The organism is Mumia quercus (assembly GCF_025506335.1).
Lineage (GTDB): Bacteria > Actinomycetota > Actinomycetes > Propionibacteriales > Nocardioidaceae > Mumia > Mumia quercus.
This window is the reverse complement of record NZ_JANZYO010000005.1, coordinates 314854-340442: the sequence shown is the minus strand read 5'-3', so window position 1 is coordinate 340442 and position 25589 is coordinate 314854. Positions and strand designations below refer to the sequence as shown.

25 protein-coding genes are annotated in these 25589 nt (G+C 72.4%); 7 read left to right on the top strand and 18 right to left on the bottom strand.

Annotated elements, in window-relative coordinates; translation table 11 throughout:
• Positions 1–390 precede the first annotated feature (390 nt).
• The gene (gene metF / locus NYZ95_RS13835; protein ID WP_262851894.1) at positions 391–1281 is read right to left on the bottom strand and encodes a methylenetetrahydrofolate reductase [NAD(P)H]; all 891 of its coding nucleotides are present in this window, start codon (positions 1279–1281) and stop codon (positions 391–393) included.
• 76 nt (positions 1282–1357) lie between these two features.
• Between metF and NYZ95_RS13830 the strand changes: the two genes are divergently transcribed.
• On the top strand, positions 1358–2413 hold the full coding sequence (locus tag NYZ95_RS13830) for a polyprenyl synthetase family protein (protein ID WP_262851893.1): 1056 nt from the start codon (positions 1358–1360) through the stop codon (positions 2411–2413).
• 20 nt (positions 2414–2433) lie between these two features.
• Here the strand turns inward: NYZ95_RS13830 and NYZ95_RS13825 are convergent, their stop codons facing one another.
• Positions 2434–2820 (bottom strand): Rv2175c family DNA-binding protein, encoded by a 387-nt coding sequence (locus tag NYZ95_RS13825; protein ID WP_262851892.1) that lies wholly within the window; start codon positions 2818–2820, stop codon positions 2434–2436.
• 140 nt (positions 2821–2960) lie between these two features.
• On the opposite strand from NYZ95_RS13825, the gene pknB reads away from it, so the two are divergent.
• Genes pknB through NYZ95_RS13810 form a run of 3 tightly spaced genes read left to right on the top strand, consistent with a single transcriptional unit; the run spans position 2961 to position 6857 of the window.
• The gene (pknB, locus tag NYZ95_RS13820) at positions 2961–5006 is read left to right on the top strand and encodes a Stk1 family PASTA domain-containing Ser/Thr kinase (RefSeq protein ID WP_262851891.1); all 2046 of its coding nucleotides are present in this window, start codon (positions 2961–2963) and stop codon (positions 5004–5006) included.
• Positions 5007–5058: 52 nt separating this feature from the next.
• Complete coding sequence (locus NYZ95_RS13815; protein WP_262851890.1) at positions 5059–5943, top strand: deoxyribonuclease IV; 885 nt, start codon at positions 5059–5061, stop codon at positions 5941–5943.
• On the top strand, positions 5940–6857 hold the full coding sequence (locus NYZ95_RS13810) for a DMT family transporter (RefSeq protein WP_262851889.1): 918 nt from the start codon (positions 5940–5942) through the stop codon (positions 6855–6857). Before NYZ95_RS13815 ends, NYZ95_RS13810 begins: the two co-directional genes overlap by 4 nt.
• A gap of 108 nt (positions 6858–6965) precedes the next feature.
• Here the strand turns inward: NYZ95_RS13810 and pdxY are convergent, their stop codons facing one another.
• The gene (gene pdxY, locus NYZ95_RS13805) at positions 6966–7823 is read right to left on the bottom strand and encodes a pyridoxal kinase PdxY (RefSeq protein WP_262851888.1); all 858 of its coding nucleotides are present in this window, start codon (positions 7821–7823) and stop codon (positions 6966–6968) included.
• Positions 7824–7858: 35 nt separating this feature from the next.
• On the opposite strand from pdxY, the gene NYZ95_RS13800 reads away from it, so the two are divergent.
• Positions 7859–8485 carry a flavin reductase family protein gene (locus tag NYZ95_RS13800; protein WP_262851887.1) on the top strand — a complete coding sequence of 209 codons (627 nt, stop codon included), beginning with the start codon at positions 7859–7861 and terminating at the stop codon, positions 8483–8485.
• Between the two features lie 122 nt (positions 8486–8607).
• Here NYZ95_RS13800 and NYZ95_RS13795 read toward each other — a convergent pair whose 3' ends face one another.
• From NYZ95_RS13795 to NYZ95_RS13775, 5 genes are read right to left on the bottom strand one after another with little or no spacing between them, the layout of a single operon-like run.
• Positions 8608–9942 (bottom strand): class II 3-deoxy-7-phosphoheptulonate synthase, encoded by a 1335-nt coding sequence (locus NYZ95_RS13795; RefSeq protein WP_262851886.1) that lies wholly within the window; start codon positions 9940–9942, stop codon positions 8608–8610.
• A 45-nt stretch (positions 9943–9987) separates the two neighbouring features.
• Positions 9988–11013, bottom strand: a complete 1026-nt coding sequence (locus NYZ95_RS13790) for an ATP-dependent 6-phosphofructokinase (RefSeq protein WP_262851885.1) — start codon at positions 11011–11013, stop codon at positions 9988–9990.
• 32 nt (positions 11014–11045) lie between these two features.
• Complete coding sequence (locus NYZ95_RS13785; RefSeq protein ID WP_262851884.1) at positions 11046–11690, bottom strand: response regulator; 645 nt, start codon at positions 11688–11690, stop codon at positions 11046–11048.
• Between the two features lie 10 nt (positions 11691–11700).
• Positions 11701–12861, bottom strand: coding sequence for a MacS family sensor histidine kinase (gene macS / locus NYZ95_RS13780; RefSeq protein WP_262851883.1), 1161 nt, complete (start codon positions 12859–12861; stop codon positions 11701–11703).
• A gap of 11 nt (positions 12862–12872) precedes the next feature.
• Positions 12873–13595 carry a lysophospholipid acyltransferase family protein gene (locus NYZ95_RS13775; RefSeq protein WP_262851882.1) on the bottom strand — a complete coding sequence of 241 codons (723 nt, stop codon included), beginning with the start codon at positions 13593–13595 and terminating at the stop codon, positions 12873–12875.
• Positions 13596–13725: 130 nt separating this feature from the next.
• Here NYZ95_RS13775 and NYZ95_RS13770 point away from each other — a divergent pair, with 130 nt between their 5' ends.
• Positions 13726–14514, top strand: a complete 789-nt coding sequence (locus tag NYZ95_RS13770; RefSeq protein ID WP_262851881.1) for an alpha/beta hydrolase — start codon at positions 13726–13728, stop codon at positions 14512–14514.
• Positions 14511–14945 carry a hypothetical protein gene (locus NYZ95_RS13765; protein WP_262851880.1) on the top strand — a complete coding sequence of 145 codons (435 nt, stop codon included), beginning with the start codon at positions 14511–14513 and terminating at the stop codon, positions 14943–14945. The genes NYZ95_RS13770 and NYZ95_RS13765 overlap by 4 nt, the downstream gene beginning before the upstream one ends.
• A gap of 3 nt (positions 14946–14948) precedes the next feature.
• Here the strand turns inward: NYZ95_RS13765 and NYZ95_RS13760 are convergent, their stop codons facing one another.
• The 10 genes from NYZ95_RS13760 to NYZ95_RS13715 form a co-directional block, all read right to left on the bottom strand.
• Complete coding sequence (locus tag NYZ95_RS13760; protein WP_262851879.1) at positions 14949–15950, bottom strand: Gfo/Idh/MocA family oxidoreductase; 1002 nt, start codon at positions 15948–15950, stop codon at positions 14949–14951.
• Positions 15947–17101 (bottom strand): Gfo/Idh/MocA family protein, encoded by a 1155-nt coding sequence (locus tag NYZ95_RS13755; protein ID WP_262851878.1) that lies wholly within the window; start codon positions 17099–17101, stop codon positions 15947–15949. Before NYZ95_RS13755 ends, NYZ95_RS13760 begins: the two co-directional genes overlap by 4 nt.
• Positions 17098–18006: an ATP-binding cassette domain-containing protein gene (locus NYZ95_RS13750; protein ID WP_262851877.1), complete on the bottom strand. Its 909-nt coding sequence runs from the start codon at positions 18004–18006 to the stop codon at positions 17098–17100. The genes NYZ95_RS13755 and NYZ95_RS13750 overlap by 4 nt, the downstream gene beginning before the upstream one ends.
• Positions 18003–19040: an ABC transporter permease gene (locus NYZ95_RS13745; RefSeq protein WP_262851876.1), complete on the bottom strand. Its 1038-nt coding sequence runs from the start codon at positions 19038–19040 to the stop codon at positions 18003–18005. Before NYZ95_RS13745 ends, NYZ95_RS13750 begins: the two co-directional genes overlap by 4 nt.
• 70 nt (positions 19041–19110) lie before the next feature.
• Positions 19111–20073 (bottom strand): sugar ABC transporter substrate-binding protein, encoded by a 963-nt coding sequence (locus NYZ95_RS13740; protein WP_262851875.1) that lies wholly within the window; start codon positions 20071–20073, stop codon positions 19111–19113.
• Positions 20070–21989: a 3D-(3,5/4)-trihydroxycyclohexane-1,2-dione acylhydrolase (decyclizing) gene (iolD, locus tag NYZ95_RS13735; protein ID WP_262851874.1), complete on the bottom strand. Its 1920-nt coding sequence runs from the start codon at positions 21987–21989 to the stop codon at positions 20070–20072. The genes NYZ95_RS13740 and iolD overlap by 4 nt, the downstream gene beginning before the upstream one ends.
• Positions 21986–22846 carry a 5-deoxy-glucuronate isomerase gene (iolB, locus tag NYZ95_RS13730; protein ID WP_262851873.1) on the bottom strand — a complete coding sequence of 287 codons (861 nt, stop codon included), beginning with the start codon at positions 22844–22846 and terminating at the stop codon, positions 21986–21988. The genes iolD and iolB overlap by 4 nt, the downstream gene beginning before the upstream one ends.
• Positions 22843–23739 carry a Cgl0159 family (beta/alpha)8-fold protein gene (locus NYZ95_RS13725; RefSeq protein WP_262851872.1) on the bottom strand — a complete coding sequence of 299 codons (897 nt, stop codon included), beginning with the start codon at positions 23737–23739 and terminating at the stop codon, positions 22843–22845. Before NYZ95_RS13725 ends, iolB begins: the two co-directional genes overlap by 4 nt.
• Positions 23736–24695 (bottom strand): 5-dehydro-2-deoxygluconokinase, encoded by a 960-nt coding sequence (iolC, locus tag NYZ95_RS13720; protein ID WP_372500475.1) that lies wholly within the window; start codon positions 24693–24695, stop codon positions 23736–23738. Before iolC ends, NYZ95_RS13725 begins: the two co-directional genes overlap by 4 nt.
• The gene (locus tag NYZ95_RS13715; protein WP_262852043.1) at positions 24692–25561 is read right to left on the bottom strand and encodes a TIM barrel protein; all 870 of its coding nucleotides are present in this window, start codon (positions 25559–25561) and stop codon (positions 24692–24694) included. The genes iolC and NYZ95_RS13715 overlap by 4 nt, the downstream gene beginning before the upstream one ends.
• Between the last annotated feature and the right edge of the window lie 28 nt (positions 25562–25589).

The following is a 25589-nucleotide window of genomic DNA, read 5'->3' as shown; positions in this document are numbered from 1 at the left end:
GGGCGCCGCCGCGGCCGCCGCGCCGCGCCCCCCGTGGGGGCCGGCCCGGGGGGTTGGGGGGGGGGGGGGGGGGGCCCCCCCCCCCCCCCCAGGCCGGTGAGCAGCGACGTCAGGTAGCGCGGCCGCTCGATCCCGTCGTCCTCCACCGTGCAGGCGGCGACGACGAAGGCGGGGACGGCGAGGCCGCTCGTCCACCACGCGACGACGAGCAGGTCGCCTCTGGCGCCGACCAGCAGATAGGCCAGGGCACAGCCGATGAACACGGCGGACCCTACAAGCCCGCCGAGCACCAGCATCCCCCTCTTGCGGTGCTGCTCCCGAGTCACCTTGTCAGCATCGCACCGGCGGAGGCCAACCGCCGGACGATGCGCAACCCGGGCGCGTCGCGGCTCAGCCGACGGGCGCCGGAGCCAGGTTCTCGTAGATCTGGCGCGTGGCCCGCGAGCGGTTGAGCGTGTAGAAGTGCAGGCCCGGCGCACCCTCTGCGAGGAGCGTGTCGCACAGCTGCGTCGCGATCTCGGTGCCCTCCGCGCGCAAGCCCTCGGGGTCGTCGGCCCACGGCTCGAGCCGCGCGACGACCGAGGCGGGCACGGGGTGGCCGGACAGCTCGGCCATGCGCGTGATCTGCGCGAGGTTGGTGATGGGCATGATCCCGGGCACGATCGGGATGTCGCAGCCGCGTGCCCGCACGCGCTCGACGAGCCCGAGGTAGTCCTCGGCGAGGAAGAAGAAGTCGGTGACGGCAAACTCGGCGCCCGCACGCGCCTTCGCGACCACGACGTCGGCGTCCGCCTCGAGGCTGCGCGCCTCGCGGTGGCCCTTGGGGTACGCGGCCGCGCCCACGCAGAACGTCCCCAAGCCGGCGACCAGCGCGACCAGCTCGTCGCCGTGGTCGAGGCCGCCGGGATGAGGCGTCCACGGGGCTCCGGGCCCGCCGACCGGGTCGCCACGCAGCGCGAGGATGTTGCGGACGCCGGCCGCGGCGTACTGACCGAGCACCGTGCGGAGGTCGTCGCGCGACTGCCCGACGCACGTGAGGTGACCGACGGGTCGCAAGGTGGTCTCCGTCGCGATCCGCTCGGTGATGCGGACCGTCCGGTCGCGGGTCGTCCCGCCGGCGCCGTACGTCACAGACACGAAGGTGGGGCGCAGCGGCTCGAGCTCGCGGATCGCCGTCCACAGGGTCCGCTCGCCCGCGTCGCTCTTCGGCGGGAAGAACTCGAACGAGAAGCTCGCCGCAGGAGCGGCGATGTCCTCGCTGAGGCGGCGTGCGGTCGGCATGCCGCCCACCTTAACCGCCGGACGTGCACCGTCCGGCTCGCCGATCGCGTCGTGGACACGCAGGTAGGGTGGCGGCGTGATCGACGCCGCCGCCTTCGCCGTCCGGGTCGGCGAGGAGCTCGAGGCGTTCGCCGCCCTGCAGCGCGAGCGCCTCGCCCCTCTCGGACCCCGTCTGTCCCCCTTCCTCGATGCCGCGGACGAAGCCGTCCGGGGCGGCAAGCGCCTGCGCGCCTCGTTCTGCCTCGCAGGGTGGGAGGTCGCCGGGGGGACCGGCGACGCCACGGTCGTCGCCCGCGCCGCGGCCGCGCTCGAGTGGCTCCAGGCCAGCGCGCTCGTCCACGACGACGTGATCGACGCCTCCCTGACGCGCCGTGGCAAGCCCGCCGCGCACGCGGCGTTCGCGATCTCGCACCGCGAGAACGGCTGGCAGGGCTCCCCCGAGGCGTACGGCACCGGGGCGGCGATCCTGCTCGGCGACCTCCTCCTGTCGTGGGCCGACGAGATGTTCCGTACGGCCGGGTTCGCGCCCGAGGTCGTCGCCCGCGCCACCCCGTACCTCGACGCGTGCAAGTCCGAGGTGGTCGCCGGCCAGTTCCTGGACCTCGTCGGCGGGGCGATCGGGCAGAGCTCGGCGACCGAGGCGATGCGGGTCGTGCGCTACAAGGCCGCGAAGTACACCGTCGAGCGGCCGCTGCACCTCGGGGCCGCGCTCGCGGGCGCCCCGCCGGAGACCCTCGACGCCCTCAGTGCGTACGCCCTGCCGGTCGGCGAGGCCTTCCAGCTGCGCGACGACGTGCTCGGCGTCTTCGGCGACCCGGAGGTCACGGGCAAGCCCGCCGGCGACGACCTGCGCGAGGGGAAGCAGACCGTGCTCGTGGCCCATGCGTACGAGCGCGCCACGGTCGAGCAGCGCGCTACCCTCGACCTCGGCATCGGCGACCCCGACCTCTCCCCCGCCGCCGTCGACGGCCTGCGCGAGGTCATCCGGGAGACCGGTGCGCTGCGCAGGCTGGAGGACGACATCGCCGCGCTCGAGGACCAGGCGACGGCAGCGCTCGGGCTCGCCCCGCTGGCGCCGCACGCGCAGATTCTCGCTGACCTCGCCGCGCGCGCCGTGCGACGGACGGCGTGACCCGCCGCCCGTCCGCGGTCTCAGAACCCCAGGGCCTGCGCCCGCCTGCGCACCTCGCGGCCACGGCCCTCGCGCAGCGCGTCGACCGGACGCCCCGGCAGGCTGTCGTCAGGGGTGAAGAGCCAGACGGCCGCCTCCTCGTCGCTGAAGCGAGCGTCGTCGAGGAGCACCAAGGTGCCGCGCAGGCCTTCGAGCGGTGCGCCGTCGGCGATCAGCAGCGCAGGCACGCGCGGACGCGAGGACGACGCCGACCGCACGGCCAGGAGGTCCCTCTCCCGGATCCGCTGGCGTACGCGGCTGACGGTCGTCTCCAGCTCGACCGCAGCCTCCTCCCAGGTCAGCCAGTCGTCGATCAGCGCGTCGAGCCGGACTGCGGTGGTGTCGGTGCCGGAGGTGTCGTCTGCCATGGGTCAAGACTCGCACGACGCGGTCGGCTCGCCTTCCACGGTGGGCCCGCAAGGCTCGCCTACACTGAGGCGGGGCCGCCTGACACGTCCACGCGCCCATGCGAGGGCACGGAGCGACGCCCGACGTGGAGGAGGTGACCGTGACGACGACCGACGAGATGCTCGTGGGCCGCGTCCTCGACGGCCGCTACCACCTCCGTCAGGTGCTCGCCCGGGGCGGGATGGGCACCGTGCTCCTTGCCACTGACACCCGCCTCGACCGTACGGTCGCCGTTAAGGTGATGCAGGGCAACGCCGGTGGTGACCAGGACTTCACCGCACGGCTCCAGACCGAGGCGCGCGCCGCTGCCCGCCTCAACCACCCCAACGTCGTGGCGGTCTTCGACCAGGGCGACGACTCCGGGCTGCTCTACCTGGTGATGGAGTACGTCCCCGGTCGTACCCTGCGCGACCTCATCAGCAGCGAGGCCCCGATGCCGCCGCGCCGCGCCCTCACGCTGATCGAGCCCCTGCTCCTGGCGCTGTCCGCGGCGCACGACGCGCGCATCATCCACCGCGACGTCAAGCCCGAGAACGTGCTCATCACCCCCAGCGGCCAGGTGAAGGTCGCCGACTTCGGGCTGGCCCGTGCGATCACCGCCCGCTCGCAGGCGACTACCGGCGTGCTCATCGGGTCGGTCTCGTACCTCGCCCCCGAGCTCGTCCTCAACGAGGGCGCCGACGCGCGCTGCGACGTCTACGCCGTCGGCGCCGTCATGTACGAGATGCTCACCGGTCTCAAGCCGCACACCGGCGAGACACCGATCCAGGTGGCCTACCAGCACGTCCACGCCGACGTGCCCGCCCCGTCGTCGGTGGTGGCCGGCATCCCTCCGTACGTCGACGCCCTCGTCGCGCGCGCGACCGCGCGCGACCGCGACCAGCGCTCGGCGGACGCGCGGGTGCTGCTCCACCAGGTACGCCGGGTGCGCTCAGCGCTCGAGGCCCACGTCGTGGACGACATCGAGCTGACGCAGGACCTGCGCCTCCACCGGATCGTGGCCGCCGGCAGCGACGACCTGCTCGCGACCAGCGTCTCCCCCGCACCCACGCTCGCGACGACCGCCGCCGCGCACGACGCGTACCCGCAGGCGGAGTCGCACAGCACCTCGCTCGCGACACCGCAGGCCCCGGCTCCCGTCCTCGAGCCCTCGCCTCCGTACGACCCCGGGTACGAGGCGACGCGCACGGTCACGCGCGACGCGGCCGGCATCCCGACGGCGCCGGTCGACCACGCCCGTGCCAGGGCGGCGGCAGGACGCCAGCGCCGACGCGGGCGCCGGATGCTCGTCGTCGCGCTCGCCGCGGCGCTCGTCGCGGCTGCGCTCGGGTGGTGGTTCGGTGTCGCTCGGTTCGACCAGGCCCCCGACCTCACGGGCCTGCCGCTGGAGCAGGCACGTGCCGAGGCGCAGCGCGACGGCTACACGGTGGACACGGCTGGCAGCGCGTTCAGCGAGACGGTGCCGGCCGGGTCGGTCGTGTCGACCGACCCCGGACCCGGCGGACGGATCCTCCCCGACGGCACGATCACGCTGACCGTCTCCAAGGGCAAGGAGCGGTATGCGTTGCCCGATCTCGCCGGCTCCACCGAGGAGGAGGCCGAGAAGGCCCTCGCCGACATCAAGGCGGTCGTCGGCGGCATCGACCGCAAGTTCAGCGACGACGTCGAGTCGGGCCGGGTGATCGCCACGTCCCTGGCGGTCGGGCGCATGCTCAAGCCCGGCACGGCCGTCGACCTGGTGGTCAGCAAGGGCCGCCGCCCCGTGGAGGTCGAGGACTTCACCGGCAAGAAGCTCCCGCAGGCGCAGCGCGCCCTCGAGAAGGCGGGGCTCGTCGTCGCCGTGGAGCGGACGTACGACGACAAGGTCCCCAAGGACGAGGTGCTCTCCCAGGATCCCGCCGACGGCACGGCGTACAAGGGCGACACTGTCACGCTGACGGTCTCCGACGGCCCCCAGCCCGTGGAGGTCCCCGGCGTCGTCGGCAAGAACGTCGACGACGCGAAGGCGCTCCTGGAGGCGGCCGGGTTCAAGGTGAAGGTCGAGAAGGAACGCATCCACTTCGGCAGCAACCTGGTCTCCCGGCAGTCCCCCGGCGGTGGCGACGAGGCACCTCCAGGCTCGACGATCATCCTGCGCATCGTCTGAGACCCGCTCGACCGAGAGCGGGACCTCCGGGTAGCCGCCCTAGAATGGGGCCGTGCCCTCCCCCTCCACCCCTCCGCCGACGCATGCCCGCAACCCGTTGGGGGCGCACGTCCCCGTCGGCCCCGGCCTGGCGAAGGGCGCCTGGCGCGCCATGCGCGACCTCGGTGGCGACACGCTCCAGGTGTTCACCGGCAACCCGCGGGGGTGGGCGGCGTCGGCAGGCGACCCTGCTCAGGACGCCGCGTTCCGCGCGCTCTGCGAGGCCGAGGACGTGCCTGCGTTCGTCCACGCCCCGTACCTCGTGAACCTCGGCAGCCCGAACCCGGCCACGTACGAGAAGTCCGTGGCGAGCGTGGCGCACAACCTGGCTCGTACGCAGGCGATCGGCGCCCGAGGACTCGTCGTGCACACCGGCTCGTGCGTCGACGACGGCGCGTACGACGCCGCGCTCCGGCAGGTCCGCGAAGGCCTGCTCCCGCTGCTCGACGCCCTCCCTGACGACGGGCCCCGGCTGCTGCTGGAGCCGACCGCAGGGCAGGGGCGCTCGTTGTGCGCGAAGGTCGACGAGCTGGAGCCGTACCTCGACGCGCTCGAGCACCACCCCCGCGTGGGGATCTGCCTCGACACCTGCCACGCCTTCGCCGCCGGCGAGCCTCTGGACGAGCCGGCGGGTGTCGCCGCGACCCTCGAGCGTCTGGTGGAGGTCGGCGGCGCCGGCCGCCTCGCGCTCGTCCACGCCAACGACTCCAAGGACGTCCGCGGCAGCTTCAAGGACCGCCACGAGCGGATCGGCGTGGGCCACCTCGGCAAGGACCCGTTCGCGGCGATGCTCGCGCACCCGGCCACCGAAGGCGTGCCCTTCGTCCTCGAGACCCCAGGTGGCGCCGACGCGTGGCGCGAAGACCTGGCGCTCCTGGCCTCCCTCCGCCCGCAGTGAGCACCCCCGAGAGCGCCGTCGAGCCGGTCCCGCGCTCGTACGGGTTCCTCGCCGCCGCCGCGCTGCTGGCCGTCACCGCCGCGTGGGGGTCGACGTTCTTCCTCATCAAGGACCTCGTCGAGGTCGTCCCGCCCGTCGACTTCCTCGCTGTGCGGTTCGCGATCGCCGCCGCGGCCCTGTTCCTCCTGCGGCCGAGGACCGTGCTCGCTCTGCGCGGCGACAGTCTGCGCCGCGCGGTGGTGCTCGGTCTCGTCTACGGCGGCGCCCAGATCCTGCAGACCGTCGGGCTCGCGCAGACCTCGGCGAGCGTGTCGGGGTTCGTGACCGGGATGTACGTGGTCTTCACCCCGATCCTCGCCGCGCTCGTGCTGCGCCAACGGATCGGCGTCCTCGTGTGGATCGCGGTCGGCGTCGCGACCGTGGGGCTCGGGTTCCTCTCGCTGGAGGGACTCGCGATCGGCTATGGCGAAGGCATCACGCTGCTGTCCGCGCTGCTCTACGCCCTGCACATCGTGATGCTCGGCGCCTGGACCTCCGCCCGGGAGGCGTACGCGCTGGCGGTCGTGCAGATGGCGGTGATCGCGGTGCTGTGCTTCGCGATCAGCGCCCCCGGCGGCGTCGTGCTCCCGCAGACGGGTGGCCAGTGGGTGAGCATGGTCTACATGGCGCTCGTCGCCGGTGCGTTCGCGATGCTCGCGCAGACGTGGGCGCAGGCGCACCTCCCGGCAACCCGGGCGGCGATCATCATGTCGATGGAGCCGGTGTTCGCCGCGGCGTTCGCGATCGGGTTCACCGACGAGTCGCTGACCCTCCGCACGCTCGCCGGCGGCGCGCTGGTCCTCGCGGCGATGCTGCTCGCCGAGACCGCTCCCCGACGGCACGTCGAGGCCGAGGTCCCCCACCTCTCCCAATAACCCCTCGCGAGTCACGCTCTGCGCCCCCGCGAGTCACCCCGTACGTCCGCCGGGTCCGTACGATCGCGGCGAGTGACTCGCGGGCGAAAAGGGAGGGAGGCGGGAGGGTCAGCGGAGGCGTTCGACCGCGAACTCCATGGGCGGGTCCGCGATGACGTCCTGAGCGGCGACGATCTCCATCTCGCCCGCACCCGTACGGCGCGTGTGGTCGAGGATCCCGTAGATCGACGACGCGACCTTGCCGAGGGCGTCCGGGACGTCCATGCCGGACTGGAGCAGCCGGCCCAGGAACATCGAGGTCGTCGCGTCACCCGAGCCCGCGACGACGTTCATCTCGAGCTTCGGCGTCGTCACGACGTACGCGCCGGAGTCGTCGACGGCGACCATCGAGATCGTCTCCTCGCTGGGGTCCAGGACCTCCACGGAGGTGACCAGCACAATGCGGGGTCCGCGGGCGCGCAGCGTCGCCACCGCCTCGAGCAGCGCGTCGAGCGTGTCGACCTCCGCGCCCGTCAGCAGCTCCAGCTCGAACTGGTTGGGGCTGGTGATGTCGGCGGCGGGGACGATCCGGTCGCGCATCAGCTCGGCGATCCCCGGGCGGACGTACACGCCCCTGCCCCGGTCGCCGATGACCGGGTCCGCGCAGTACACGGCGTCGGGGTTGGCGGCCTTCACCTTCGCGACGGCGTCGAGGATCACCTCGGCGACCTCCGGCGAGCCCTGGTAGCCGGAGAGGACGGCGTCGAGCTGCGGGAAGACTCCGCGCTCGCCCACCCCGGTGATGACGTCGGCGACCTGGGAGGCCTCGAAGACCGCGCCACGCCACACGCCGTAGCCGGTGTGGTTGGAGAACGCGACGGTGTTGACCGGCCACGTGTCGACGCCGAGGCGCTGCAGCGGGAAGACGGCCGAGCTGTTGCCGGCGTGACCGTACGCGACGGAGGACTGGATCGAGAGGACCTGCACGACCGACAGCGTACGACGTCCCGTACGGTCGCAGAGTGCCGCCTGCAGCAGACCACCACTTCTACCGCCCGTCGGAGGGCCACCGCCTGCCGCACGACCCGTTCAACGCGATCGTGGCGCCGCGGCCGATCGGGTGGATCTCCTCACGCAGCGCCGAGGGCGTCGTCAACCTCGCCCCGTACAGCTTCTTCAACGCCTTCTCGTACTCCCCGCCGTTGGTCGGCTTCGCCAGCACGAGCTACAAGGACAGCGTCGCGAACGCCGAGACGACGGGTGTCTTCTGCTGGAACCTCGCGACCGAGGACCTCGCTGAGGCCATGAACGCCACCTCGGCGACCGTGCCGCCCGACATCGACGAGATGCAGCTCGCCGGGCTCACCCCGGTGCCCGGGGACGTCGTCGGCGTACCCTTCGTGGCCGAGAGCCCTGTCGCGTTCGAGTGCCGGACCGCCCAGGTCCTACGACTCGCCGGCGCGGACGGTACCCCTGCGCAGAGCTGGCTGACCATCGGCGAGGTCGTGGGGGTGCACATCGCCACCGAGCTGCTGCACGACGGGATCTACGACACCGCGCGGGCTCGCCCGCTGCTGCGCGCCGGCGGCCCGACTGCCTACTTCGGCATCAGGCCCGAGAACCGCCTCGACATGCGCCGCCCCCGCTGAGCCGCCGCGGCCGTCGCTACGGTTTGCCACGCTGACGCGGCAACCCGCGGTTGGCGCGGCGTGCTTGCCCCGCCAACCGAAGTCTCCCACGCTGGCGTGGCAAACCGTGAGCCGACGCGGGCTCAGCGCTGGCGGAGCATCTCCGCGACCAGGAAGGCCAGCTCGAGCGACTGCGCGCGGTTGAGCCGAGGGTCGCACAGGGTCTCGTAGCGGTGGGCGAGGTCGGCGGCGACGAGCTTGCTGCCGCCGCCCACGCACTCCGTGACGTCGTCGCCGGTGAGCTCGACGTGGACGCCGCCGGGCCACGTACCGAGGGAACGGTGGACCTCGAAGAATCCGCGCACCTCGTCGATGACGTCGTCGAACTCGCGGGTCTTGTAGCCGTTGTCGGTCGCGAAGGTGTTGCCGTGCATCGGATCGGTGATCCAGGCCACCTGGACGCCCGCCGCCCGGACCTTCTCCACGAGCTCGGGCAGCAGGTCGCGGATCTTGCCCGCACCGAAGCGGGTCACGAACGTGAGCTTGCCCGGGACGTTGTCCGGGTTGAGCTTGCGCGCGTACGCCAGGGCGTCGTCCGGGGTGGTCGTGGGGCCGAGCTTGATGCCGACCGGGTTGGCGATCCGGCTGAGCAGCTCGACGTGGGCCCCGTCGAGCTGACGGGTACGCTCACCGATCCACAGGAAGTGGCCGGAGACGGCGTACGGCTTGCTCGTCCGCTGGTCGATCCGCGTGAGGGCCTGCTCGTACTCGAGGATCAACGCCTCGTGAGACGAGTAGAAGTCCACCGTGTGGAACTCCTCGGGATCGACGCCGATCGCGTCCATGAACGCGAGCGCCTTGTCGATCTCGTCACCGATCGACTCGTACTGCGCGCCGACCGGGCTGTTGCGGACGAAGTCGGAGTTCCAGGCGTGCATCTTGCGCAGGTCGGCGTAGCCGCCCTGGGTGAAGGCACGCGCGAGGTTCAGGGTGGCGGCGGAGGCGTGGTAGACCTCCACGAGCCGCTGCGGATCGTGCGCACGGGCCTCGGGCGTGAAGTCGAAGCCGTTGACCGCGTCACCGCGGTAGGCCGGCAGCGTGACCCCGTCGCGGGTCTCGGTGTCGCTGGAGCGCGGCTTGGCATACTGGCCCGCCATCCGGCCGATCTTGACGACCGGCACGCTGGCGGCGTACGTGAGCACGACCGCCATCGACAGCAGGACACGGAGCTTGTTGCGGATGTTGTCCGCGTTGACGCCGTCGAAGGTCTCGGCGCAGTCGCCGCCCTGGAGGACGAACGCCTCGCCACGCGCCACCGCGGCGAGCTTCTCGCGCAGCTGGTCGGCCTCTCCGGCGAAGACCAGCGGCGGCATCCCGCGCAGGCGGTCCACGGCCGCGTCGCGCGCGGCGGGGTCGAGGTAGGTCGGCTGCTGCGCCGCACCGAGGGCGCGCAGCTCTTCGAGGGTCGGGATGCTCACCTTCTCAGGGTACGACGCGCCCCCCGAGGCCCCTTCGGCGTCTCGTCACCCGAGCAACGAGGAGAACCCGGCGATCATCTCCGGAGGCACCGTCTTGAGGCGGCCCACGCCCTCGGCGAGGCGGGAGCGGAGGATGTCGTCGCCGCGCAGCGCGATCATCGCGCCCCAGTCCTCGTCCAGGACGGCCTCGACCGCCTCGAGCCCGTACCGGGTCCCCAGGATCCGGTCGTACGCCGTCGGTGTACCGCCGCGCTGGGTGTGGCCGAGGACCACGGTCCGCGGCTCCTGACCACCCCGCTTGGTCATCTCCTCCGCCAGCCACGCACCGACTCCGCCGAGCTGGACGTGTCCGAACGCGTCCGTGCCGCCGCCCGACAGCACGGCCTCTCCCTCGACCGGCAGGGCGCCCTCCGCCACGACGACGATCGGCGCCCGACCCTCCTCGCGTACGGCACCGCAGCGCGCGAGCACGTCGTCCACGTCGAACGCCTGCTCGGGGATCAGCAGGGCATCGGCACCGCCGGCGAGCGCGGCGCGCAGGGCGATCCATCCCGCGTGGCGGCCCATCACCTCGACGACCATCGTGCGGTGGTGCGACTCCGCCGTCGTACGGAGCCGGTCGACCGCCTCGGTCGCGATGCCGACCGCGGTGTCGTGCCCGACGGTGATGTCGGTCGCCGAGAGGTCGTTGTCGATGGTCTTCGGGACACCCACGACCGGCACGCCGGCCTCGGCGAGGGCGTGGGCGACGCCGAGCGTGTCTTCTCCGCCGATCGCGATGAGCGCGTCACAGCCTGCCGCCGCGAGCCCCTCGCGTACGCGGTCGATCCCGCCGTCCATGCCGACGGGGTTGGTCCGCGAGGATCCGAGGATCGTGCCGCCGCGGTCCAGGATCCCCGCCACGTCGTCGCGGCCCAGCGGACGGACGTCCACGTCGAGCGGCCCTCGCCAGCCGTCGCGGAAGCCGACGACCTCGGCCGCCGGCGCAGCCGCTGCCCGCAGCACGACCGCACGCAGGACGGCGTTCAGCCCCGGGCAGTCTCCGCCGCCGGTGAGCACTCCGATGCGCATCGTGTTCTCCCGTCCGCGCCGATCCGTGCGTCCTACTCGTCGAGCCCGCGCTCGATGGCGTACCGCACGAGCTCGACGCGGTTGTGGAGCTGGAGCTTGCGGAGCGTGTTCTGCACGTGGTTCTGAACCGTGCGGTGGCTGAGCACCAGGCGCTCGGCGATCTGCTTGTAGGTCAGCCCCTTGGCGACCAGCCGGAGCACCTCGGTCTCACGTTCGGTGAGTCGCGGTGCGTCCGGCTCGTCGGCCGGCGGCGCCTCCGACAGTCGACGGTACTCTCCGAGGACCAGTCCGGCGAGGCCTGGCGTGAAGACGCTCTCGCCTCGGGCGACGGCCTGGACGGCGTCGAGCAGCGCCTCGCGTGACGCCGACTTGACGAGGTAGCCGCTGGCCCCCGCTTTGACGGCGTCCAGCACGTCCTGCTGCTCCCCCGACGCGCTCAGCACGAGCACCTTCGTGTCGAGGCCGCGCCGGGTCAGCTGAGCGGTCACCTCGACGCCGTCGGGAGCCGGGATGTTGAGGTCGAGGAGCAGCACCTCGGGCCGGGTGGCGAGCACCCGGTTGATGGCCTCCGTGCCGTTCGCCGCTGTGGCCACGACCTCGAGCCCTGCCTCGGTCAGGTCCCGGGCCACGCCTTCTCGCCACAACGGGTGGTCGTCGACCACCATCACTCGCACCATGCGCGGCACCTTACCGTGCCGAGGCAGCCCCAGGCACACGCTTCAGGGGGACGACGAGCTCCCACTCGCAGCCCTGTCCAGCGGTGTCGACGAGCACGGCCTCCCCGCCGAGATCGCGCAGCCGCCCTCGGATCGAGTTGGCCACGCCGAGCCGGCCCTCGGCCTCGGCCCGCTCGAGGCGCCCCTCCGGGATCCCGGGGCCGTCGTCGCGGACGCTGACGACCACCCTGTCGCGCTCGGCCTCGAGCAGGATCCACGTCGACGCGTCCGGGCCCCCGTGGAGGACGGTGTTGGCGCGGCAGGCGAGCACCGCCGCGAGCACCTCCTCGACCACCTCGCTCGGCAGCATCACGGGCCGGCTGGGCGTCGCCACGCTGACGGTCGGCTCCGCGAGCGCGTCCAGCGCGCGTCCGAGGTCGGCGACCGCTCCGTCACCCGTGGACTCGTCCCGGGCCCGCGACTGGATCAGGCTGCGCAGGGCCAGCTCCTGCTCCCCCGCGAGCCGCCCGAGCTCGGCGGCCTCGCCGCCGATCTCGTTGCCCCGCCGCTGCACCAGCGCGAGGACCTGCAGGACCCCGTCGTGGACGGCCCGAGCGAGCCGCTCGCGCTCGGTCGCCATCGCGGCGGCCCGCTCGGCCTCGACGCGACGTACAGCCGAGACGCGCAGCGCGTGCGCGCAGTAGCCCACGAGCATGGCCGCCAGGACCATGAGGAAGATGTTGCCGACCGTCGAGGAGTTGACCGTCGGGCGCATGGTCACGTCGACGCTCTGGACGATCGCGGTGGCGAGGAGACCTCCGGTGACACCCCACCGCACGGCCCAGCACAGCACCACCGTCGTCACCCAGTACGTCGTCAGGGTGAAGGTGTGCTCGGCCAGCATCTCGGGCGTGTGGACGTACTGCGTGGAGCGCAGCAACGCCAGGGTGACGAGCATGTCGACCACGAAGACCCACGACGCGCGGTGGCGCGGCTCGTACAGCCAGGTCACGATGCCGGACCAGACGACCATGACGCCGATGAGCACCCACGCCGTCACGGGGTGCTCGAAGTCGCGCCAGCGCGCGGCGTTGACACCGACGGCGTAGACGAGCGTGACGGCCCGCAGCACCGTGAGGACGCGGTAGAACTGGTCGTCCACCTGCTGCGCGGCGCGCGTCACGCGGTCCATCGCGCAGCTCCCTACGAGGCCTTCGGGAGCTCGTGGACGTCCGGCTCCGCCGTGGCCTCGGGCTCGGGCTTGCGGGACCGCGAGGCGTACGTGTCGACGTACTCCTGGCCCGACAGGCGCATGATCTCGTACATGATCTCGTCGGTGATCGCGCGGAGGATGTAGCGGTCGTCGGCCATCCCCTCGTACCGGCTGAAGTCGAGCGGCTTGCCGAAGCGCACCGTCGGGCGCGTGTAGCGGCCGAAGATCTTGCCCGGAGGCGCCACGACGTTGGTGCCCGTCACGGCGACCGGGATCACGGGCGCCCCCGACTCGAGGGCGAGGCGCGCCACGCCCGTACGACCGCGATAGAGGCGACCGTCGGGCGAGCGGGTGCCCTCGGGGTAGATCCCGCACACCTCGCCCTTCGACAGCAGCCGCAGCTGGGTCCGCAGTGCCCCCTCCGAGGCCCGCCCCCCTGTCCGGTCGATCGGGACCTGGCCCGTGCCGGAGAAGAAGTTCTTCTGGAACCAGCCCTTGATGCCGGGAGTCGTGAAGTACTCCGCCTTCGCCACGAACGTCACGCGGCGCGGCGAGATGAGGGGCATGAAGAGCCAGTCGCTGTACGAGAGGTGGTTGCTCGCGAGGATCACCGGCCCTTCGGCCGGGACGTTCTCGGCGCCCGAGGCCTCAGGCCTGAACACGAGCTTCAGCACCGGGCCAAGGACGACGTACTTGAGCAGCCAGTAGAGCAAGACTTCCCCTCCTCGATCAGCGAAAGCGTACATTGCGCGGCCCGCGGCCCGCCGTTGACTGCACCGGAGGGCCGCCGGAGTCTTCCGGTCCCCTGGCACGTACCGCGCCTGGTGGGCGAAGATGGGAAGCATGGCCCACGCCCCCACGCTCCACCCTCTGGCCCACCCGTTGGCTCTCGACGGCGGGCCGACCGGCGTGCTGCTCATCCACGGCTTCACCGGCTCTCCTGCCTCGATGACGCCCTGGGCGCGCCACCTCGCAGCCGAGGGGTTCACCGTCCGCGTTCCTCGCCTTCCCGGCCACGGCACCACCTGGCAGGAGCTCAACCGCACGCGCTGGCAGGACTGGTACGCCGAGGTCGACCGCACGCTCGACGAGCTGCGCACCCGATGCGACCATGTCGCCGTCGCCGGCTTGTCGATGGGCGGCACGCTCGCGCTCCGGCTCGCCGAGCAGCGGCCGGCCGACGTCGACGCGATCGTCCTCGTGAACCCGGCGGTGAGCTCTACCGACCGCCGGCTCGCCGCGCTGCCCGTCCTTCGCCACGTCGTCCCGTCGCTGGCCGGGATCGGCAACGACATCAAGAAGACCGGCGTCGAGGAGTCGGGGTACGACCGTACGCCGCTGCACGCATTGTGGTCGCTGACGCGGCTGTGGGCGGACGTCCGCGCCGACCTCCACCGGATCATGCAGCCGCTGCTGATGTTCCGCTCGGCAGTGGACCACGTCGTGGACCCGTCGTCCGGGCGCCTCGTCCTCGCGGGAGTCTCCTCGGCCGTGGCGATCGAGGTGGTGCTGGAGGACAGCTTCCACGTCGCGACGCTCGACAACGACGCCCCGCGGATCTGGGAGGAGTCCGCGGCGTTCGTCGCCCGTCACGCCAGCTCCAGCCCGCAGGAGAGCGGTCCGGGACGATGAGCGGCCAGTCCTCCGACGACGAGGAGTTCGAGCGGATCGTGGCCGGCCTGGAGCTCTCGCTCCCCGACGTCGACGACGAGCCGGACGCGCCCGCCGACGCGCCGCCGCCGTTGACCGCGGCGCAGGGGGTCTTCCAGCCTCGCTGGTCCGACCCGCTTCCCGAGGAGGCCGACGACGACTGGGGAGACGACGACTTCGTGCCCCCTGAGCCGGAGCCTCTGCCACCGGGCGACCGGTGGAGCCGCGCGGCGTGGGCGGGCCTGATCGGCGGGCCGGCGCTGCTGTTCGTGCTGGCGATCATCGGCGCCCCCGTGCCCGGCATCATCCCCGCACTCGCCGTCGTGGCGTTCGTGGCGGGTCTGCTGGTGCTCCTCGTCCGCCGCGGCGACCACGACCGGGGCGACGACCCCGACCACGGCGCGGTGCTCTGACGCTCAGCCGACGGCGTACAGCGCGGGGCGCGGGACCCGGTCGACGGTCTGCCGGCGCCCACTGGTGAGCGCGGCCACGCCCGCCTCCGCGACAGCGTTCGCCGCATAGCCGTCCCAGGCGCTCGGCCCGTCGACGCCGCCCGCGCGGGCGGCACGCGTCCAGGCCGTGAGCTCTGCACGGTAGGCGTCGGCGAAGTGGGCTACGAAGTCGTCGGCGATCTCGACTCCCTCGACGCCGGCGATCCTGGTGCTGACCGGCGGTGTCGGGGCGAGCGCGGCGGTGCCGGCGGTCCCGACGACCTCACAGCGGACGTCGTAGCCGTACCCGGCGTTGACGAACACCTCGACGGTCGCCAGCGCTCCTCGCGCCATCTCCAGCGTCGCCAGCTGCGGGTCGGGCAACCCGTCACGTACGGGTGACTCGACCCGGAGGGCGACCACCTCGTCGTCGAGCAGCCAGGCCACGGTGTCGAGCTCGTGGATCATCGAGCCCGTGAGGATCCCCGGGCCGGTCACGCTGGTCGAGCTGGACGCGTTGCGGTGCACGTTGTGCACCACACGCACCGCGCCGAGCGCGCCGGACGCGACCGTCTCCTTGAGCCGTACGTAGCCGGGGTCGTACCGGCGCATGAAGCCGACCTGCACGAGCCTGCGTCCCACGGCCACCTCGGCCTCGACGACGCGCAGGGCCTCCTCGGCGGTGACCGCCAAGGGCTTCTCGCACAGCACCGGCTTGCCCGCCGCGAGGCAGGCGAGGACGAGGTCGGCGTGCGTCGAGTCGGGTGAGGCGACTACGACGGCGTCGACCTCGGCGGACCCGATCAGCTCCTCGGCCGAGGCCGCAACCTCTCCCTGGGCTGCGGTCGCGACCTGCTTGGCCCGCGTGACGTCACGGTCGTAGACCCGGGTCACGGCGGTGCCGGGCACCGCCGTCGTGAGCGTACGGACGTGGTCGGCGCCCATCGCGCCGGCACCGACGACGCCGATCCGCAGGAGCGCGCTCACAGGGTCACCCACCGGCGCTCGGCGACCGACGTGCGCATCGCGTCGACCGTGTCGGCCGCGACCACCGCGTCGTGGATCGTCGCCCCGTACGGCTTGCCCTCGGCGACGGAGCGGACGAAGCGCTCGGCCTCGATCACCTTGAGGTCGTCGTAGCCCATCGCGATGCCGCCACCGGGCTGGAAGGCGCCGAGCTCCCCGTCGCCCGGCCTCACGAACCAGGTGGCGTACGAGGCGTCCTGGAAGTCCTGGTCGAGGCACACCCGCAGCTCTCCCATGCGCCGGAAGTCCCAGGCGAGCGCGCCTTGCGTGCCGTGCACCTCGATGCCGTACGTGCACTGCTCGCCCACGGAGGCCCGGCTCGACGACAGCGTCCCCCTCGCGCCACCGGCGAAGCGCAGCAGCGCGCCGACGTAGTCCTCGTTCTCGACGTCGACGAGCGGCCCCGCCCCTCCTCGCGCGAAGTGCGACGCCGCACCGACCGCGGGCGGACGCTGCGCGATGAACCGGGCGTCGTCGGCCACCAGCTCGGCGATGTCGCCGACGACGAACCGCGCGAGGTCGGACGCGTGGCTGACGAGGTCGCCCAGGACGCCCGAGCCGGCCGGTGCCTCCTGGAACCGCCAGGTGAGCGCGCCCTGCGGGTGTGCGGCGTAGTCGGAGACGAACCGCACGTCGACGTGCGTGACCGCTCCGAGGCGCCCCTCTTCGACCAGCGCCTTGGCGCGTGCGACCGCCGGAGCGTTGCGGTAGTTGAACCCCACCGCGGACTGCACGCCGGCGGCATCGACGGCGGCGGCGATCGCGCGGGTCTCCGCCGACGTCCGGCCCGCGGGCTTCTCGATCCAGAGATGCTTGCCCGCCTGCGCCACCGCCGTACCGACCTCGGCGTGGATGTCGTTGGGGCCGGTGACGGACACCGCGTCGACGTCCTCGCGCTCGAGGAGCTCGCGCCAGTCGGCGTACGTCCGCGCGCACCCGTACGCGGCGCGGGCGCGGACGAGACGGTCGTCGTCGGCGGTGTCGGCGACCGCGACGAGCCGCGGCCGCCGCGGCGCGTCCGGGTAGTGGTGCGCGAGCCGGGCGTACGCACGGGCGTGCGCCTGGCCCATCCACCCGAACCCGACGACGGCGACCCGCAGCTCTCGGGTCATGCCCGGGTCTGCCCGTCCGACGTCGCCGCCGCGTCGGCGACGATCTCCTGAGCGATCGCGGAGTCCGCGCCGAGGTCGCGACTCAGCTCGTGGCCGAGCGCCTCGAGCTCCTCGCCGCCGGCCATCATCGCCGTCAGCTCGTCGAGCGTCATCTCGGACTTCGGGAAGTCCCCCATGCTGCGGCCACGCCGCAGCAGGACGAACCGGTCGCCCACCGGGTAGGCGTGGTGGGGGTTGTGCGTGATGAAGACGACGCCGAGCCCGCGCTCGCGCGCCTTGGCGATGTACTTCAGCACGACCCCGGACTGCTTGACGCCGAGGGCGGCCGTCGGCTCGTCGAGGATCAGCACACGGGCGCCGAAGTAGACCGCGCGGGCGATGGCGACGCACTGCCGCTCGCCGCCCGACAGCGTCCCGATCGGCTGATCGACGTCGCGCAGGTCGATCCCCATGTCGGCGAGCTCCTTCTTGGTGGTGCGCTTCATGAAGTCGATGTCGAGCCGACGGAGCGGACCCACGCCCTTGGTCGGCTCCGACCCGAGGAAGAAGTTGCGCCAGACCGGCATCAGCGGCACGACCGCGAGGTCCTGGTAGACGGTGGCGATGCCGAGGTTGAGCGCCGCACGCGGGCTGGAGAACTGCCGCGCGACGCCGTCGACCAGCAGCGTGCCTTCGGAGTGCTCGTGCGCCCCGGCGAGGATCTTGATGAAGGTCGACTTGCCTGCGCCGTTGTCGCCCAGGACGCACGTCACCTCGCCCGCCTTCACGGTGGTCGTGACGTCGCTGAGCGCGATGATGTTGCCGTAGCGCTTGCCGATGTCACGGACCTCGATGATGGGCGTCCCGCGAGGCGGCGGCGCGCTGGTCGTGACCTCGCTGCGCTGCTCGTTGACTGCGCCGCTCATCGTGCGTTCTCCGCTCTCTTGCGCACCCAGTTGTTGATCAGGCAGGCCCCCAGGAGCATGACGCCGAGGACCGCCTTCAGCCAGTTGCTGTCCCAGCCCGAGTACGGGATCCCCTGGTTCACCATGCCGTAGATCAGCGCGCCGAGCGCCGCGCCGATCGCCGAGCCGTACCCGCCGGTGAGCAGGCAGCCGCCGACGACGGCGCAGATGATGTAGATGAACTCCTGCCCGATACCGGTGTTGCTCTGCACGGTGGAGGTCCGGAACAGGACCAGCATCCCGACGAGCCAGCCGGCGAACGCCGTGGTCATGAAGAGGCCGATCTTGGTCCGGAAGACCGGGACGCCCACCTGGCGTGACGCGCCCTGCGCCCCGCCGACGGCGAAGATCCAGTTGCCGGCACGGGTCCGCATCAGCACCCACGAGGCGAGGACGGTGACGGCGATCCACCAGAGCACCGAGACGTGGATCGTGGCACCGCCGACCGAGAAGGTCGACCCGAAGAGCTGCTTGGGCTGGTCGTAGAACGGGACGTTGGACATCCCCTGGATCGCGACCTGGCCGATGATCGTCTTCACCAGCGCGAGGTCGATGCCCTGCAGCACGAAGAACGTGCCGAGGGTCACGATGAAGCTCGGCAGCCCGGTCTTCATCACCATGAAGCCGTTGAGGGCGCCCACGCCCAGCGCGAGCACGAGGGCCACGAGGATCGCGACCCAGATGTTGAGGCCCCAGTGGGTCGTCAGCACGCCGACCGTGAGCCCGGTGAAGCCGGTCATGACCCCGGCGGACAGGTCGAACTCGCCGCCGATCATCAGCAGCGCCACGGCGACCGCCATGATGCCGATCGTCGACGAGGTCTGGAGCCAGGTGCTGGCCCCTGCGGGGGTGGCGAACGTCTCCGTCGTCAGAGCGAAGAAGAGGAAGACCGCGAGCGCGGCGATGAGAGCGCCGATCTCGGGGCGCTTGAGCAGCCGCGCCACGGGGCCGGTCGCTGCGATCCGTTCGTCGGGTTGTGCGGTAGCTGTCGCCATCGTCCTTCTCCTGTTGCGGTGGCTGCGAGGGATGGTGGGGCCCCGTCCCCCTGCGGGGCCCCACCGGGTGTCAGCGCGTGCCGTTCTTCGCGAACTCGAGGACGTCGTCGGCGTTCTCCTGGGTCACGAACGCGGGCCCGGAGTTGACCGGCTGGCCGCCGCCCACGTCGTTGCCGTTGAGGTTCTTCAGGTACAGCGTCGTCACGCCGAGGTAGCCCTGGACGTACGGCTGCTGGTCGACGGCGAACAGGATCTTGCCGTCCTGGATGTTGGTGATCACGTCCTCGGAGAGGTCGAAGGTGGCGACCTTCGCCTCGCTCCCTGCCTGCTCGACCGCGCCGACGGCGTCGATCGCGTACTGCCCGCCCAGGGCGAGCACACCGTCGATCGACGGGTCGGCCTGCAGCTTCGAGGTGATGCTCGCCTGGACGGCGGCGTCGTCGGTGCCGTCGACCTGCAGGTTCTCGACCTTGCCGCCGAGCGTTCCGGCGACGGCCTTGCACCGCTCCTCGAGGCCGACGTTGCCGGCCTCCTGGATCACGCAGACGACGTTCTTGAGGCCCTCCTCCTTCAGGCGCTGGCCCACGGCCTGCCCGGCGATCGTCTCGCTCTGACCCACGTGGGTGATCGCGCCGAACTCCTGGAAGCGATCGACGCCGGAGTTGATCGTGACGACCGGGATGCCTGCAGCGACGGCGGCCTCGATGGCCGTCTTCAGGCCGTCGGGGTTGGCCATCGAGACGACGATGCCGTCGACCTTGTCGGCGACCGCGCCGTCGATCTTCTGCGACTGGCCGGCCGGGTCGGGGTCGTTGTCGTACTGGACGGTGACGCCGTAGTCGTCGCCCGCCTGCTCGGCGCCGGACTTCACGCGGTCCCAGAACGCGTCGCCCGCGCTCGAGTGGGTGATCACGGCGTAGGTGAAGTCCTCCTTGTCGCCGGAGGCGCCGTCGTCGTCCTGGCCGGTGCCGCTGCACGCCGTCAGCGTCAGGCCGGCGGCCGCGACGATCCCGACGAGTCTGAGTGTTTTCATGGCTGGCGATCTCCTTGGTTTCTCGGGGGTCTGAGGGGGTGGCGCTGGCTCTGCTTGTGCTTCTCGTACGTCACGCGGGCGTCGCGGGTGGTGTCGAGGGTCGACACCTCCGCGACCGGCACGTCCCACCAGGCCGGGCTCTCGGGCGCCGGCACCATCGGGTCCGTCTCGACGTGGATCACGGTCGTCCGCTCCGACGCCTTGGCGCGGCGCAGCGCGGCGCGCAGGTCCTCCAGCGTCTTCGCCGAGACGACCTCTGCCCCGAGCGACGCGGCGTTGGCCGCCAGGTCGACGGGCAAGCGGTCGCCGTCGAGCCCGGACGGCGTCCGGTAGCGGTAACGCGTCCCGAAGCGCTCGGAGCCCACGGACTCCGAGAGCGCACCGATCGACGCGAAGCCGTGGTTCTGTACGAGCACGACGATGATCTTGACATCCTCGGCGACGGCGGTGACCAGCTCGGTGCTCATCATGAGGTACGAGCCGTCTCCGACCATCACCACGACGTCACGCGGATCGCCCGCGTCGTCGGCCGCCATCTTCACGCCGAGACCCCCGGCGATCTCGTATCCCATGCAGGAGTAGCCGTACTCGACGTGGTAGCCCTTGCGGTCGCGCGTGCGCCACAGCTTGTGGAGGTCGCCCGGCATCGAGCCTGCGGCGCAGACCACGACGTCGCGCGGGCCGGTCTCCTCGTTCACCGCTCCGATCACCGCGGACTGCGCGAGCGGCGGCCCGTGCTCGACCCGGTACGCCGCCTCGACGACCGCGTCCCACTGCCGCGCCCGCTGGGTGGCGTCCTCGGTGTGCTCGGCCGGGGCACGCCAGCCCGCGAGGGCGTCGGTCAACGCCTGCAGGCCCGTACGGGCGTCGGCGACGAGCGGGACCGCCGACTGCTTGTGCGCGTCGACCGACGCCACGTTGAGGTTGACGAAGGTGACGTCGGGATCGGCGAACACCGTGCGCGACGCCGTCGTGAAGTCGCTCCACCGCGTGCCGACGCCGATGACGACGTCGGCCTCGTTGGCGAGCGCGTCGGCAGCAGCCGTCCCGGTGGCCCCGATCGCGCCGACCGCCTGCGGGTGGTCGTACGGCAGCGAGCCCTTGCCGGCCTGCGTCTCGGCCACCGGGATCCCGGTCGCCTCGGCGAAACTGCGCAGCGCCTCGTCGGCGCCGGAGTAGATCACGCCGCCGCCGGCGACGAGCAGAGGGCGCTGCGCCGAGCGGATCAGCGCGGCGGCCTGGGCGAGCACGGCGGGTTCGGGGATCGGTCGTGCGACGTGCCACACCCGGCGGGCGAACAGCGCGTCGGGCCAGTCGTACGCCTCGGCCTGGACGTCCTGCGGCAGGCACAGGGTGACCGCCCCGGTCTCGGCGGGATCGGTCAGGACCCGCATCGCGGCGAGCAGCGCGGCAGGCAGCTGCTCCGGACGGGTGATCCGGTCCCAGTAGCGCGACACCGGGCGGAAGGAGTCGTTGACCGAGACGACGCCGTCGGCCGGGTCCTCGAGCTCCTGCAGGACCGGGTTCGCGACGCGAGTGGCGAAGACGTCGCCCGGCAGCAGCAGGACCGGCAGCCGGTTGATCGTCGCGAGCGCTGCACCGGTGACCATGTTGGTCGCACCAGGCCCGATCGACGCCGTCACCGCGAAGGCCGCCATGCGGTCGCGCTGCCGGGCGTACGCGACGCCGGCGTGGACCATCGCCTGCTCGTTGCGGCCCTGGAGGTAGCGCAGCGCGTGGGGGTCGCCCGAGCGCGCGCGCTCGAGGAGCGCCTCGCCGATCCCGGCCACGTTGCCGTGCCCGAAGATGCCCCAGCAGCCGGCGAAGAACGCCGACTCCTCGCCGTCGCGCTCGACGTGCTGCGCCTCCAGGAACCGGACGACGGCCTGGGCGACCGTCAGGCGGGTCGTGCTCATCGCGCTCCTCCCATCGGGAGCCGGGGGTCGACGGCCTGGTCGGTCCAGGTCTCGCGCACCCAGGCGTGCTGCGGGTCGTCGCTGATCAGCCAGGCCCGGTCCTCGCCGGGTCCCGCCATCACGTTGAGGTAGTAGAGGTCATACCCCGGCGCCGCCATCGACGGACCGTGCCAGCCGTACGGGATGAGGACGACGTCGCCCGTGCGTACCTCGACCAGCTCGTCGATCGGCGCGCCGTCGTGGCCGTAGACCCGCTGGTAGCCGATCCCGGGGCCGCCAGGCCCGTCCGCGACCTCGAAGTAGTAGATCTCCTCGAGCGCGCTCTCGGACTCACCCTGCTCGTCGTGCTTGTGAGGCGGGTAGGACGACCAGTTGCCGGCGGGCGTCAGCACCTCGCAGACGATCAGGCGGTCGGCCTCGAACGTGTCCGGCAGGCACAGGTTGTGGACCTGACGGCTGGCGCTGCCCGCCCCGCGCAGCTCGACCGGGACGTCAGCAGCGTCGGCGTGGCGGAGCGGGAGCGTCCGCTCGCACCGCGCCGAGGCGAGCGCGAAGCGGCCACCGTCGTCGCTCGTCACGGTGAACGCCGCGCCGCGCGGGACGTACACGAAGTCGCTCGGGCCGGCGAACACGTCCGGCCGGCCCGCCACGACGAGCTCCTCGTCGCCGCAGCGCACCCGGCACGACCCCGACAGCGAGAGCACGAGCGTCTCGGCGTCCCCAGTCTCGGCGTCGTACGCCTCCCCCGGCGCGAGCCGCACGACGCGCAGGCCGCTGAACCCCCAGCCGGCGTCCTGCGGCGTCACCTCGAGCACGACGGGGCCGTCCGGACTGCTGTGGCGCACGTGCCCGCTCATCGGGAGATCATCTCCACGGTCGCGTCCACGGCGGCTTCGACGTCGCCGTCGGGCGGGTAGAGCAACGAGCGACCCACGACCATCCCGCGGACCTGAGGGCTCGCCAGCGCCTTCGACCAGGCGGCGAACTGGGCGTTCTGGTCCGACGACACCTCGCCGCCGAGCAGCACGACCGGGAGCGTCGTCGCCGCCAGCACCGCGTCCATGTCGTCGACGACAGGGAGCTTCAGCCAGGTCCGCGAGGACGTGCCCCCGAGGCCTGCGGCCACCGTCGCGGAGCGTACGACCGCCTCGGTGCTGAGGTTGTTGCGGACGCGGCCCCGCTGGTCGCGAGAGGACAGGAACGGCTCGACCATCGCCGCGAGCCCGTGCGCGGCGAGGTCGTCGACCGCTCGTGCGCACGCCTCCATCGTCCGCACCGTAGCGGGGTCGGTGGGATCGATGCGCAGCAGCATCTTGCCGCCCTGGAGCCCAGCCCTGTCGATGGCGGCCGCGTCGTACCCGGTGAAGCGGTCGTCGATCTCGAACGCGGTGCCGGCGAGTCCGCCGCGGTTCATGGAGCCGAAGACGACCTTGCCCTCCAGCACGCCCATCAGCATGAGGTCGTCCACGAGGTCGGCGGTGCCGAGGAAGCCATCGACTCCGGGCCTCTCCAAGGCGCGGACGATCCGGTCGAGCAGCCGAGCGCGGTCACCCATCGCCAACGGCTCGTCGCCGGCCCGCAGCGCACCGCGTGCCGGGTGATCGGCGGCGACCAGCAGGAGCCTGCCGGTCTGCCCGCTGAGCCCGTCGGGCTGGCGGCGCTCCTGCGCAAGGTGCACGATCGACTCCGGCTGGCGTACCCGGGCCTCGACCAGCTCGGCGACCGTGGCGCCGGTGACCCGCGTGCTCATGCGTCGCCTCCCAGCATCGCGGTGACCTGCGCGACGTCGGGCATCGCGTCGGCACAGGCGAGCTGGCCGGCGACGTAGGCGCCGGCCGCGTTGGCGAAGGTCAGCGTCCGGCGCAGGTCCCAGCCCTCGAGCAGGCCGTGGCAGAGGGCTCCGCCGAACGCGTCGCCCGCGCCCAGCCCGTTGACCACCTCGACGGGGACCGCAGGCACCGTGACCTGCCCGTGCGCGTCCGTCCCCAAGACACCGGCCGGGCCCTGCTTGACCACCGCGAGGTCGACGCCGGCGTCGCGCAGCGCTTTCGCCGCGGACTCCGGGTCCGTCTCCCCGACGGCGACCTCGCACTCCTCGCGGTTGCCGACCGCCACCGTCACGTACGGCAGCGCACGCGCGACCTGCGCGCTCGCCTCGCTCGCCGACTCCCAGAACATCGGTCGGTAGTCGAGGTCCAGGACCGTGACGCCGCGTCCCCCGCGCGCTTCCAGGGCCGCGAGGGTGGCCTCCCGGCTCGGCTCCTGCGAGAGCCCGGTCACCGTCACCCAGAACACGTCTGCGGCGCGGACGGCGTCGAGGTCGAGCTCGTCGGTCCGGATCTGGAGGTCGGGTGCCGTGGGAAGGCGGTAGAAGTACAGCGGGAAGTGGTCCGGAGGGAAGATCTCGCAGAAGGTCACGGGGGTCGGCAGCCCTGCCACGGGGGTGACGAACCGGTCGTCGACGCCGAACCCGCCGAGCGCCCGGTGCACGAACCGCCCGAAGGGGTCGTCACCGGTGCGGGTGATCACCGCCGCGCGCCGACCGAGACGGGCCGCGGCGACGGCGACGTTCGTCGCGCTCCCCCCGAGGAACTTGCCGAACGACGTGACCTCGTCGAGTCCCACCCCGATCTGCTCGGGGTACACGTCGACACCGACGCGACCCATCGTGAGGACCTCGAAGGACGTGCTCTCGTGCGCTGTCACGGGGCGACCTCCTGCAGGTAGGCGAGACTCGCCCGGACGTCGGCGAGCGGGCCCTCCCCCTCCGGCTCGTGGTCGAGCATCACGTCCTGCTCCAGCACGTACCACCCCTCGTACCCGTGTGCCTCGAGCAAGGCGACCATGCCGGCGACGTCGACGTCGCCCTGGCCGAGCGGGCGGAAGAGGCCGTCCCTTACGGCGTCGCTGAAGGTGACGCGGCCGCTTCGCACCCCGCCCGCCAGCGCCGCGTCGACGTCCTTGAGGTGGACGTGGGCGACCCGGCCGGTGTGCTCCTTGGTCAGGAGGACCGGGTCTACCCCGGCGGCCATGAGGTGCCCGGTGTCGACGCACAGCGCGACCCGCGAGCGCCCCAGCACCGTCTCCACGTCGTCGGAGCCCTCCACCATCGTCCCGATGTGCGGGTGGAGCACCGCCTTGAGCCCACGTCCCTGCGCGCGGTCGTGGAGGGCGTCGAGGTGCGCGCAGAGCGTCGCCCACTGCGCGGCGCTCAGGGTCGGCCGGGCGTCGTACCCGTTCACGCCCGTGGCGGCGGCGAGGACGACGACGTCGGCGCCGGCAGCCACGCACGCGTCGGCGAAGGTGTCGAACGTCGGGGTCGGGTCGGCGGCCTCGTCGTGGAGCACCACCGGCAGGAACCCGCCGACCGCCTTCAGTCCGTGGGCGCGGAGCACCGCAGCCTTGGCGGCCGGGTCGTCGGCCAGCCACCCCTCCGGCCCGAACTCGGTCGCCTCGAGACCCACCTCGCGCATCTCCGCAAGCACCCGGTCCCTCGACATCTGGACACCCCATCCGTCGACCTCGCACACGCCCCACGAGATCGGGGCGCCGGCGATCCGGCCTCGCATCATCTCCACCCGCCTTCGTCGCTGCGCACAC